The organism is Natrinema sp. CRL1, assembly GCF_059162405.1.
In genome coordinates this window covers 131,186-143,576 of the sequence record NZ_JBLVOY010000005.1, presented here as the reverse complement: position 1 = coordinate 143,576, position 12,391 = coordinate 131,186, and the positions used below count along the sequence as shown (strand labels likewise).

Annotated in this window: 10 protein-coding genes and 1 pseudogene; 8 read left to right on the top strand and 3 right to left on the bottom strand. The window is 54.5% G+C overall.

The window, feature by feature from the left end; all coding sequences use genetic code 11:
* Positions 1–40: 40 nt before the first annotated feature.
* A pseudogene (locus tag ACJYUO_RS17365) lies at positions 41–265 on the top strand (IS6 family transposase); the annotation flags it as partial.
* 300 nt (positions 266–565) lie between these two features.
* Here ACJYUO_RS17365 and ACJYUO_RS17360 read toward each other — a convergent pair.
* The gene (locus ACJYUO_RS17360) at positions 566–1,420 is read right to left on the bottom strand and encodes an IS5 family transposase (protein WP_494346595.1); all 855 of its coding nucleotides are present in this window, start codon (positions 1,418–1,420) and stop codon (positions 566–568) included.
* A 127-nt stretch (positions 1,421–1,547) separates the two neighbouring features.
* On the opposite strand from ACJYUO_RS17360, the gene ACJYUO_RS17355 reads away from it, so the two are divergent.
* Positions 1,548–1,976, top strand: a complete 429-nt coding sequence (locus ACJYUO_RS17355) for a universal stress protein (RefSeq protein WP_494346594.1) — start codon at positions 1,548–1,550, stop codon at positions 1,974–1,976.
* A 387-nt stretch (positions 1,977–2,363) separates the two neighbouring features.
* On the opposite strand, the gene dpsA is transcribed toward ACJYUO_RS17355, so the two are convergent.
* Positions 2,364–2,909: a DNA starvation/stationary phase protection protein DpsA gene (gene dpsA / locus ACJYUO_RS17350; protein WP_494346593.1), complete on the bottom strand. Its 546-nt coding sequence runs from the start codon at positions 2,907–2,909 to the stop codon at positions 2,364–2,366.
* Positions 2,910–4,103: 1,194 nt separating this feature from the next.
* On the opposite strand from dpsA, the gene ACJYUO_RS17345 reads away from it, so the two are divergent.
* Positions 4,104–5,174, top strand: coding sequence for a glucose 1-dehydrogenase (locus ACJYUO_RS17345; RefSeq protein WP_494346592.1), 1,071 nt, complete (start codon positions 4,104–4,106; stop codon positions 5,172–5,174).
* 1,006 nt (positions 5,175–6,180) lie between these two features.
* Positions 6,181–7,248 carry a Gfo/Idh/MocA family protein gene (locus tag ACJYUO_RS17340; RefSeq protein ID WP_494346591.1) on the top strand — a complete coding sequence of 356 codons (1,068 nt, stop codon included), beginning with the start codon at positions 6,181–6,183 and terminating at the stop codon, positions 7,246–7,248.
* A 33-nt stretch (positions 7,249–7,281) separates the two neighbouring features.
* On the opposite strand, the gene ACJYUO_RS17335 is transcribed toward ACJYUO_RS17340, so the two are convergent.
* On the bottom strand, positions 7,282–8,079 hold the full coding sequence (locus ACJYUO_RS17335) for an HpcH/HpaI aldolase family protein (RefSeq protein WP_494346590.1): 798 nt from the start codon (positions 8,077–8,079) through the stop codon (positions 7,282–7,284).
* Positions 8,080–8,310: 231 nt separating this feature from the next.
* On the opposite strand from ACJYUO_RS17335, the gene ACJYUO_RS17330 reads away from it, so the two are divergent.
* The 4 genes from ACJYUO_RS17330 to ACJYUO_RS17315 all read left to right on the top strand — a co-directional run bounded on the left by ACJYUO_RS17330 (position 8,311) and on the right by ACJYUO_RS17315 (position 12,070).
* Entirely contained in the window at positions 8,311–8,769 is a 459-nt protein-coding gene (locus ACJYUO_RS17330) for a universal stress protein (protein WP_494346589.1), read from the top strand.
* A 268-nt stretch (positions 8,770–9,037) separates the two neighbouring features.
* The gene (locus ACJYUO_RS17325; RefSeq protein ID WP_494346588.1) at positions 9,038–10,039 is read left to right on the top strand and encodes an ABC transporter permease; all 1,002 of its coding nucleotides are present in this window, start codon (positions 9,038–9,040) and stop codon (positions 10,037–10,039) included.
* A 5-nt stretch (positions 10,040–10,044) separates the two neighbouring features.
* Positions 10,045–10,812: an ATP-binding cassette domain-containing protein gene (locus ACJYUO_RS17320; RefSeq protein WP_494346587.1), complete on the top strand. Its 768-nt coding sequence runs from the start codon at positions 10,045–10,047 to the stop codon at positions 10,810–10,812.
* 193 nt (positions 10,813–11,005) lie between these two features.
* Positions 11,006–12,070, top strand: a complete 1,065-nt coding sequence (locus ACJYUO_RS17315) for a substrate-binding domain-containing protein (protein WP_494346586.1) — start codon at positions 11,006–11,008, stop codon at positions 12,068–12,070.
* Positions 12,071–12,391 lie beyond the last annotated feature (321 nt).

Here is a 12,391-nt window from a genome sequence, read left to right as displayed (position 1 = left end):
CGCGGTTTGAGAAGTGAGCAGGTCGTAGAGTTGGTTTGGAATGATGCTCACAGACCTGCTCAGCGAGAGCTACGCGGTGGAATTTGATGAATGTTGGAAGCGTGAGCGGACGGCGACGCCCATCAGGGCGTTCGCCGTCCGGCTCTATGCGACCGGTTGTTCGCTTCAGGAGACACAAGCGATTCTTCGCTCACTCGGCGTTGAACGCTCTCATCAAGAGATCTGGAACTGGGTACATCGGCTGGCTGACAGCGTGCCGGACCCGCTGACATCCGCGAGAGCAAAGCTCTCGTGCGGCCTCTTGGAGCGCTTTGCGCTCCAATGGTCGGCGAATCGCAGATTCGCCTCGACAACAGAACGCGAAGCGTTCCCGGAATCTCCGATCTTCTAGCGGTAGTAATCCGGATATCACAAACCCAATACTATCGCCTTCTTGCGTTCAACAGAGCAACCGAATCCCTGTCCATCAACAGCAATCAACGAACTCCTCGCTACTGGAAGTTACGACTGGTCGCGATGAGCGACACTACAATACGCGGCCTTGTTTAGACGCGTGATTTCACGGTTATGAGTGGCTAACGCTGAGTTCAATGTTTCTGACGGCGCATTTCAAGACGAGTTCGCGGAATTGACCAAACCACGTTCGAGCGCGAACGATTTCGCCGTATTTGCGTCGGAGCGCGAAAAACGTCGATTCGGCGTTTGAGCGTTGATGGTAGATCGTATCATCTTGCAAGATATTATTGGCGATGCCGTGCCAGCCGAACTCGCGGTGCTTGATCACCGGTTTAACGCCTTCTGCACGCAATCTTTGGCGAAGTAGCCACCAGTCGTAGCCTTTGTCGGCGGTGAGAATGTTCAGTTTGTCGAGGTTACGTTTGACCATCTGCCAGCCGATCTTGGAATCGTGCGGTTGTTTCATCGAGCAATGTATATCTAGAATTGCACCAGTCTTGCAGTCGATCAGCGTGGTGATTTTTACCGCCTCGAACGTGTAGTTCGTCCGTTTTGCGTAGTGTTGGCTGGCAGCGATCCGATCCATACCAGTTGCGTCGATCGCCTGAACATCGCCGGTATCGTGCAACTCCGCCGACAGCCGCAGCAGGACTCGCCAAATTCGCATTTCAAGATCCTGCTTGCGCGTACATACGGTGGTGAAATCGGGTAGCTCATCCACCGCCAGATCAAGTTTGGCGACGATCTCGTGCATCTCGTGAAGAACGTCCAGCAACCGCCGATACGGGTGATCGAGATACTCGCGGAGACCGTGAATCGCCACGATTACCCAGTCTGCGTAGCCGCCATCACCCTCTTGGAACGCTGGATCCGGCTCGCCGACGACGGCTTTTTGAGCGAGCGAGACAACCCGATCAGTGAAGCGGGCGAGTTTGCTGGACACAAACTCCTCTTCCCGCTTCACATTCTAGTAAGTTCGACATTTAGCCGCTCTTACTAGCGTCTAAACACGCCCCAATACGCTACTTTCGTAAACCAGTCCCTTCAACTAAACCCATATTTATTTACCCTCCAAAATCTAGTGATATCATATGACGATTATTGCTGCAGTCGATGACGAGGAGAGGTCGAAAGTAGTAGTGAAGGAAGCGGCGACGTTAGCCGACCGCTTTGACGAACCGCTTCACGTCGTTTCCGTGTATGAAGAGTCGGAGCACGATCATCTCCTCAATGAGAAAGTCAACATCGATGAAAAACCGACGGATGAGGACAGAAAAGAAAGCGCTCGAACGGTCGCCGAACGGGCTTCCGAGGAGATTTCGCGGGAACGCGAAGTGATCGGACGAACGGGAAATCCCGCCGAAGAAATCCTGAACTATGCTACTGAAGTAGATGCCCGATATCTCGTGCTGGGCGGACGGAAGCGATCGCCGGTCGGCAAGGCGCTATTCGGAAGCGTCACCCAATCGATCCTTCTGGATGCGGACCGACCGGTAGTCGCGGTAATGGACGGCAATTGATCCGCTCTGCCGTGTGATCTCCCCGGATCATCCGTTGGTTCACCAGAAGGCGTTCGACGACTCTGAGACGAACCGCGAGCTTTTTATTTTAGGCCTGCCTAAACACTGGCAATGGCTACCGGGACCCAGTCGTCTGCACCGTCCGACTCCGAACCGGCTACGAACCATGGACCCGAAATATCCGTCTGCGAAAGCAGTCCTACGAAGTCAGTCTTCATCGAATCCGGGAACACCGACGGATGGATTTCGAGCGATCACGTCGTCGATGTGAGCCGTTAGTCCCCTCGAGTTTCGATCCGATCTCGGGTTTTCGTCGGCTCGCTCGGCCGTCGGCCTACCTGCACCGACTGGAAAGCAGTTCGGTTCGGAACCGTCGAAGACCCGTCGTTAGTTCGTCGCGGACTCGAGGACGAGGGTGTCGTCTTCGAGGTAGTGTTCGATGTGGTGGGTGTGTTCTTCGATGGTCTCGAGTTGCCCGCGGAGGATCTCTCCCGTCGCGTAGTCGCCGAGTTGCTCCGCGAGCTCGATGTGCTGGCGGTAGCTCTCGATGATATCGCCCATCATCTCGAGGTCGTTGGCGAGCGAGGTTCGGATGTCGTAGACATCCTCGTCTTCGGGCTCGACCGTCGCGGTCTCTGCAAGCGTCGTCATACTCGCGTGCGGAACGCCGCCGAGCGCTTGGAGTCGCTCTGCCAGTTCGTCGGCCGCGTCTTCGACGTCCTCGTAGACCTCTTGGAGGAAGACGTGGACGTCGAGGAACTCCGCGCCTTCGACGTTCCAGTGGTGCTTGTGGAGCTGGTGGTAGAGGACGTAGGCGTCCGCGAGGTCGGTATTGAGCGCGTCGATGATCTGCTCGGCCTTTGCAGTCTCGAGTCGCAGCGCGTTCTCTTCGACGGTGTCCGCTTCCTGTCGGGTGCTCTTTTGCGTGTTCATCACGTTTCACTAGTGGACCCTCACCCTCTTATAACTTTTCAAATATTGGACAATTTTTCGTATCGCCTAAATCGTCGATCGGTCCACATCGTCGCGTCTCTCTTTGCAACCGCACTATAGTAGCTCTTGAAAGTCAATGCACACCCGATCGCAGGATAGCGGTGCGATCAGTGTGTAAGTCGTTTCGAGAGCTACTATAGAACACAGCCGAGAGTGCACGGCAACAAGTGATAGAATCTCCCATGTGACACTTGAGTAGATACAGTCGGTATCCGTCTGGAGTGTTCTTGACAGCATGGTAGGCGACACCACTCTCGAGTCATTCTCTTCTTTAATAATAAGAAAACGGTCATTTTTCTGTCCGAATAGTATTGCATTCTAAGAACACTATCTCTGTTGCCACCGATTCGTGATGGCCCGATCGGAATCTAGTAAGATAACCACTGAATCGCTCTGTAGCGTACGGATTCATCGAGACGCAGGATCGCTTTAGATAATGTGTTTCTCATACGATACCTTGATGATGGATTGGCTAATTGGCCGTTTTTGGCGGGTTCCCCGACTACTCGAGTGAGATTTGATCGAAGTGTGTACTAGGGCCGCACTGAATAAAATTGCATATCTAATACACTGCTATAGCCACCTCCAAATGACATATGGGCAAAATTTCATATGGCAGTAGTGCAAACCAAGATAACTACAATAGGATTACAGACGTAGATATGTAATTAGACTCCCTACAATTCATATCACGGGCGAAATCGCCAGTGAACGTCCTACTGCTGGCTACTGGGGCACTCGTATCGCCCATCGCGATCGCGTTCGTTGTTTGGACAGCTCAAACGCACCGGTCGGCGCTTTCCAATCAGCCTCGAGTAGTGACGCCGCTACTGCACCATCCGTCGATACGCCGTTCCATCGGGCCAAGTATGACCGAGAGTAGTTGGTTACCGAAGCTCCGTTTGCAACCATCAAACCGCCCGTCGTACGAGTGGGTTCGATGTATTTGGCTGCCAGTAACTGCGTTTCGCTCGAGGGGAACGCCGAACCGGTCTGCCAGTCCATCGCGAGCGAACATCGTCGTATACCCGATTCGCAGGGATCGTTCATCCGCTTTCGCGGATCCGAATCCGAATTCGTAACCGCTTCTCGGCCGGGAAAACCTATATATCCTCCAAGAACGGGGACAGAGACATGCAGGCTGTCGCACTCTTCCCGGACGAGCCGGAACTGCGCGTTATCCGGACGGAGAAACCGTCTCCGGCCGATGGCGAGGTACTGATCCGAACGCTTGCGGTCGGGATCGACGGGTCGGACAGGCGTATTGCGGCCGGCGAGATCGGCGGCGACGTTCCCGACGGCGACGACCATCTCGTGATCGGCCACGAGGCGGTCGGCGTCGTCGAAGACGCCAACGGGACCGCACTGAACGAGGGGGACGTCGTCGCTCCGCTGGTGCGCCGGCCGGTCGATCCGGGGTCACGATTTGCCGAAAACGGCGAACTCGACATGGCACCGCCGGGGTCGTTTCACGAGCGTGGAATCACGGGGATGCACGGCTACATGGCGGAATACTTCACGACCGATCCGTCTTTCCTCGTCTCCGTTCCCGAGTCCCGGGCCGAGTACGGGTTCTTCGTCGAACCGGCGAGCATCCTCGAGAAATCGCTCGACCAAGCCACTATGGCGCGGTCAGCGTTCGACTGGCGACCCGAGAGCGCTCTCGTGCTCGGAAACGGCAACCTCGGCCTGCTCGCGCTCGCCCGCCTCGAGACGGGCGACGAGTTCGCGCGAACGTACTGTCTCGGACGGCGTGATCGCCCGGACCCGACGATCGATTTCATCGAAGCCGTGGGCGGTACGTACGTCGATTCGCGTGAGGTCCCCGTCGCCGACTTCGCTGACGAGTACCCGCCGGCCGACTACGTGTTCGAGACCACCGGCTACCCGAAACACGCCGTCGACGCGGTACACGCACTGGCTCCGAACGGCGTCGCGACCGCACAGGGGATCCCGGGCGAGTCGGCCTCGTTCGATATCGACTGCGGCAAGTTTCATACGGAACTCGTCGTCAATAACAAGGCGCTGCTCGGCGTCGTCAACGCTCGGAAACCCCATTTCGAGGCCGCTGCGGAGTGGCTCGAGGACGTCCCGGAATCCGTCTTGGACGACCTCGTGACCGGCATCTACGGACTCGACGAGATCGAGGCGGCGTTCGACGACTCACCCGACACGCTGAAATCGGTCGTCTCGTTCGAGCGATAGGCTGATTCCCGTATGTCCCGTCTCGATTTCGGCCGACCGGTCAGCGAGACATAGTTAACCATTTAGGTGCCAGTGGTCAGCGTTACACTACGATGGATGTCGTTTCGGCTTTCGGACGTGACGCGCCGATTGCGGGATTACCCGAGACCGTGCCGATCCGTAACTCCGTTTGTGACGCTCGAACGCGCTTGCCATTTAACCGGGAATATTCCGACGGGATAGACAGTGATATGACTGTAAAGAGGCGTGCCCCGGAACCGACTCTGCTTTGACTGGTGTGAACCGAACCACACGGAGGTATCGGCGAACGGACCGAGCGACCGTGCTACGTCTGTCGATACGCTCGAATCGTGTAATTCCCGATCGGAGACGGGTTCCCGATTCCCGTTCGGAACCCACACTGGTATGAAAGCAGCCTACAGGCGTTCTTTCGGGAGACTGTGTTCACGTGTCACGAACGTGGTGGCCGATTGCGTAACTCGGTGGGTGACCACTGATCGGGCGACTTGAGCGAAACGGGCCGAATCAGTTGGACTCGCCGTTGTTCCGGAAGGGAGACTTGTCGGTGTGGCTGCTTCGTTCGCCTGTTTCTCTGGCACAGTCGCGTTTCCGGGAGCGCACGGGCGGCTGGGGAACGGCAGTAGTTCTCTGTTGCCGTGGTCGTCGAAATATCTTGGTCAATCTCCGAGATGACCGAAGACGGGAACGACGGATCACGTTCTCTCGTCGTGAATCGGCGTTGCCGCCCGCTCGACGGCGTGGATCGGCGTCCGGTGGTGCTACGCTGCGGATTCGTTGCTCGTGTCGGGTGAGGAGAGAGTACTCGCGAGACGAGTTTTCCTGTCGATTGCATTCGAGCCAGTTCGTTCCTCTCTCGGAGCGCGATCGTTTGACTGTGGCAAACACCAGGCGACCGACTATTGTCACGACTGTTTGCCTCCTCGAGATAGCGACCACGAACGGCGTCGGAGGAAGATTTTAGTCACCGCTCCGCCAACCCGGTGGCATGAAGTTCGGTATTATCGGCTGCGGAACCATTGCCCAGATCATGCACATCCCGAACGTTATCGAAGTTCCGGACGCGGAACTCGCGGCGATGTGCGACCCAGCGGAGAACGTAACGGCGACGCTCGGGGATCGGTACAACGTTCCATCGGACCGGCGCTACACTGACCCGAATCGACTGATCGAGGACCGCGCAACCGACCTCGACGCGATCATCGTCACGACGCCGATGCAGACTCACGCTGACATCGTCGAGACGGCGCTGAACGCCGGGTTGGACACTCTCGTCGAGAAACCGCTCGCCGTCACGCCGGCCGATGCTGATCGGTTGGCTGAGGCCGCCGCGCAAAGCGATGCGACGGCGATGGTCGCATACAACCGCCGATTCGAACTCGCCTACGAGCGATTGGCCGACGAACTCGCCGAAGTCGATCGGATCGACAGCATCACGGCCTACGCCGTCGACGCCGACTTCTCGAAGTCGCTCCCGGATATCTACGATCTGGTTGAACCGAAACTCGAGCCCGAGTTCATCGAACGGAGTTCCGAGCGCCGACTCGAGCAATGCAAGCGGGCTATCGGAACCGACGACGAGGACCTCGCCGCGGCGTATGACTTCCAACTCGAGCACGTCTGCCACGACATCAACGCCCTCCGCGGGTTATTCGGCGACATCGCCTCGATCGATCACGTCGATTTTGTCCGAGATGGGTACTTCGGTACCGCCCATCTCACGTTCGAAGGCGGCGAACGGTGCGTGCTTCAGACGGGCGATTCCGAACGCCACTGGCACGAGCAGTTCCTGCGGGTCGACGCGCCCGACCGGATGTTGCAACTCGACTTCGATCATCCCTTCGTCAAGTACAATTCGGCGACCCTCTCGATTCGACAGGGAACGGCGGAAACGGTCGATTCCACGTACAGTCCGACCCGCGAGGAAAGCTTCAAACGAGAGTTAGAGCGGTTCATAGCCTGTGTCCGCGGCGAAGCGACGGTCCCCACGCCGATCGCCGAGGCCCGCGACGACATCGAACTGATTGCGTCGCTGTTCATGCAGTCTCGCGACTAACATCTCGCCGCAAAATCACGTCAAAACAGTCCGTCAGTCTTCGCTCATCGTGGTCGCCGTGTGCTGTGACACCGCCTTTTCGTAGCGCTGCCGGATCTGTTCGTTGGCGGCTGAGAGGTGACTCGTGTCCTTCCCGACGATCAGGAAGTCGAAGTCCTGTTCGACGCGCGTTTCGATGTCGGTCGGATCGACGACGAGCGTTCCGACCGGAACGTCGGCGGCCTCGCCGGCGCGCACGACTCGATCGATCGCGGCGTCGAGGCGGTCGTTTTCCCACTCTCCGAAGATCCCGAGATTCGCCGAGAGATCCGCCGGGCCGACGAACACGGCGTCGATACCGTCGACCGCGGCGATCTCTCGAGCGTTATCGAGGCCCCTCTCCGTCTCGATCTGGACGACGGCCGTGACCGAGTCGTTGGCGTTTTCGACGTACTTCTGGAAATCGTCGCCGTACGCGGATGCGCGACCCGATGCGACGCCGCGAATACCATTAGGTGGATAGGTGACCGCTCGGACGATGTTTCGAGCTTCTTCGGCCGTCTCGATGCTTGGAACCATTATTCCGGCAACGCCGATGTCCAAGACCCGCTTGATTCGAACGGGGTCATCCGATGGGACTCGAACGAGCGTTTCTGTTTCCCCATCGGCGACATCGATAGCGCGGGACATGTTCTCGACTGTTTCCAGCGTCAACGGCGTGTGTTCAGTATCGATGAGAACGAAGTCGAAACCGCACATCGCTGTTACTTCTGCGACGGTGGGATGGCCGATCGAGAGCCACGCACCGGCGAGATTCGATTCAGCACTGAATTTACGTTTTATCATTGTCATAGTGTGTTCGAGATGTTCATCTCCCTAAGTAGTCAACAGGCTATTTTGCCTGTCGACGGAACTCGAGAGCACTTGGTTAGCTTGTGTGGCTACGTTTTTAGAGAATCAGGCATATATACTTATCCCTCATTGAACCCGTTGATAATACGCGCGCACGGACTCAAAAGCTTCAATAGATTTTCTCTCCAATTAGACCACAACACCTAATGTCTAAGCTGTTAAGATGTATGTATGGTGACGACGATTAACCGTGTCTTGGTAGCTATCGGCCCAGATGACCGTGAAAATGTTACAGAGATTCTCGATACAGTTGAAGCAGTTGCGGGTCCAACTCAGGCTGAAGTATACCTCTTGCATGTATTCACTCGAGAGGAATACGAGAATCTCACAGATCAGATGAGTTTAGAGGTGGGTTCAGGAGACTTAGAGCCCGCCGATCTTGCAAAACGGAACGATGACGTTCAGACACCTGCTGATAGGCTCGAGAAAAAAGGGATCGCTCATGAAATCCTTGGGACGGTCGGAGATCCCGAAAGCGAAATCGTACGCACAGTAGAGAAAATTGATGCTGATTTATTGTTTATCGGTGGGAGAAGCCGCTCACCGACAGGAAAAGCCGTCTTCGGTGATATTGGCCAACAGATTCTCCTCAGCGCTCCTTGTCCTGTGACGTATATCCGTCGAAATTAGTGACGTCTACCCAACTTCTTCGATAACTTGTGAACCAGTGAGAACTGTGAGTAGCCGCTAGTAATCCACAATTCACATCAAATTTTGGGGAAGGAACTGGGAGAGAATGTCCTCTATAGGAACCACGACCTCAGTTCGTAGAACACACTTTGCGAACAAGTGCTCTGTAAGATTTTCTAGCGCCGAGATTGGGGAACGACTTCACAGTATTCTCCTATCTAATATGGGATAAAAATATTTATATACCATAAGTCCATACGGTTCAGTCATGAGTGTGGAAACCAATTCCACAGTGTTGGATAGAGTGAAAAACCCGATAATTAAATACATAGTCGGATATCCTGTCCTTGCTGCGCTCCTGACGTGGTCAGGCGTTACCGCATTATTCCTTCTGCTGAACCCGACAGTGATGGTTCAGCCTGAAATCTGGGGGAATATTTTCCGGGAGACGGCACTGATTGCCCCAGTAGCAATCATGGTTGCCACTCTGATGATTGGTGGCGACTTCGACATGACTATCGGTGCCAACTATGCAATGTCAGCGATGTTCTTCATCCTGCTCATTAATCAGGGGATCCCCCCAATTGTCTCGATTCTTGTTACCCTTGCACTGGGTGGTACAATCGGTCTGATGAACGGGGTTTTAGTGACTGTCACCGGCATTCACTCATTTATTATTACGTTGGGTGGTTGGTTCTCTATTCGTGGGTTCTTGCTGTTAGTATTCAGTGGGAGTGCCACACTAGAAAGTGATCCTGGAATATTACAGGTGTTTAGTTACGAATTTGGGGCTAACTTCGAAGGGATGGTCCTTTGGATGTTTATCATCCTGGCTGGGGCATTGTATCTTGTCCATCGGACGACCTATGGGAATCACCTCTTTGCAGTCGGAAGTGATAGAGACGCTGCACGAGCGCGAGGTATCCGGGTAACCTGGATTCGAGTAACTGCGTTCATACTGACGGGGATGGCTGCCGCATTTGCCTCTTTGATGCACGTCGCTCGGTTCGGGTCGGCCAGACCTGTCCTACAGACAGAGCTTCCGCTTATCGCTATCGCAGCGTCCGTACTCGGTGGATGTGCACTATTTGGTGGCCGCGGGAGTCCGTACGCAGGATTCTTTGGTGCACTGACCTTCGGGACGTTCGGCGCGGGCCTGGTCGCGGCCGGGGCGAGTTCGGCCTGGTATCAACTCTTCGTCGGCATCGTCCTTGTTGGTGCAGTGATCTTCAACCGCTACATCGATCAAATACGGCAGAAAGAACGGTGATTACAATGAGCGAAAACACACCACTACTGCAGCTGAACAACATCACGAAAAGTTTCGGTTCAATCAAAGCGCTTCAGGATGTTTCATTAGAGGTGAATGAAGGAGAGGTCCTTGCGCTTGTAGGCGACAACGGTGCTGGTAAAAGTACACTCATCAAGAATATCGTTGGATACCACCAACCAGACTCAGGCGATATCTATTGGAAAGGAGAGAAGGTCTCCTTCCAAAACCCTGATGAAGCCTTAGATCAGGGGATTAGTGTCGTCTATCAGGATATGGAACTAATTCCATCCTTGACGGTCGCCCGGAACTTGTTCCTTGGCAAGGAACCGACAACCGGGTTAGGAAGACTCAACTTTGACCAGATGTACGAAGAAACGAAAGAGGTCCTTGACGAAATCGGGCTTTCATCAATGAATGATCCTCAGTTGCCGGCGGAAAACCTCTCTGGTGGGGAGGCTCAAAGCATCAAAATCGGCCGATCACTGCATTTCGATGCTGATTTACTAATTCTCGATGAGCCGCTTCGGAATCTCTCTGTGAAGGAATCCGAGAAGGTACTGGAGACAGTAAATAAAACAAAAGACCAGGGTCTTGGAACGATTTATATTTCACACAACATCTTCAACGCATATGAGGTCGCCGACCGAATTCACCTGCTGGATGGTGGGCGGACAGTTGATGAGTTTTCTATAGACGAAATAGACGGCCCAAAGGAACTGATTGACAAAATGAAAGCAGTTGCCACGGCGGAAACCGAGCCCACCCCATAACTGATCTAGATATCTCCATCTGGATTAGTTATCGGTATCGTGCAGTCCGCGTTTCATCTCGTATACTATTGGCTGTTTGATGTAGTAGCAAAATTAGATCTACTTTCTCTCCAATTTATATAATCCATCATCAATATACCTTGTAATACTATCCATCATATTTATATATGTGTAATCCATGGTATCATATGGTATGGATTCGAAACAAGCGGTTGATAGTGTAGAGTTTGGACAGATATCCCGCCGTCAGATGTGTGCAACACTCGGTGCGGCTGGGGCAGCAAGTCTTGCTGGCTGTACTGGTGTCTTCAGTGGCGGAAGCGATTCGTCTGGGAGTATTGATGCCACTATTCGGTACATCCCCCACGGTGCCCCGGGACAGGACCCGTTTTGGGATGCTCAAGCCCAGGGATGGGACAATGCGGTCCAACAACTAGGCGTAGATGGAAGCTACCAAGGTCCGGACGAATCGTCGAACTTCACCCAACAGGTTCAAAACATCGAGACTGCCATCGATTCAGGCGCAGACGCCATTGCTGTAACGTTGCCAGACCCGGATCAGTTCAGAGATACACTCGAGCGGGCCGCCGAAGAAGACATCTACGTCATCGTTACGAACGTCACGGAGCAGAGCTACCTAGAGGAAGACGAACAGTCAATGCCATATCAGGGCTACGTCGGACAGAACGAGGCTGCTGTTGGCTCAACGCTGGCAACCAACACCCTACCACTGTTCGAAGAAGAGGCAGGTTCCTCGCCAGAGCGGGCTGTAATACTTAATCAGGATCCCGGTCACTCGGCCCTCGAACTCCGTCAGCAGGGGATCGAGGATGTCCTTGATGAGCAAAATATTTCCAACGACTGGATCGAAGTACCGTCGGGTGACCCGTCAGGTGTGATTAGTCGACTCGACAGTCACCGCTCAAGCAACCCCAATACAAATCTCATCTTCAGCCTCGGTCCGGTGGCTGGTGAGCCAGCGATCGACTACATCACAAATGAAGGTCTCGAGGGTGAGGTATTCCACGCTGGTGTCGATATTTCCCAGAGCCAGGCCGAGGGAATCCGGGAGGGGTACAACCTGGCCCAGGTCGTCCAGCAGCCCGGATTGCAGGGCTATTTGGCGGGCCATTACCTTGCCTCACAGGTAGGGTGGGGGATCCTGACTCCGCGTCATACCCCGACGGGGCCCACTTTTGTCACCGCAGACAACGTAAGTTCGGTCGAAACGCAGATTGAAACGTTCGGTGTCGCCTGAGTGAGGAAGTCGTCTTCCAGCGTCTTCGACCGCTGTCCCCTTTGATCTTCGACCCCGAACCTCTCCTCGAGTAGGCCGTCAGTAGTATTATCGACTATTCAGACCTGAAGCATCGTATCCGAGAAGTAGAGGTAGATATTCCCGGAATATGGTGGACTCATGATGGACTGTCTTGAAGATACCCTAGTAGTGAAGAATTTGTGTGGTGAGCCGTGGAAGTCTCTTACATTGGTCCATCCGGAGAAGGGGTAAGTATTATGATGATTTATGGCTTCTTGACTCAAAAAAGCTTTATACATCGCCACAGATATATTTTATAGT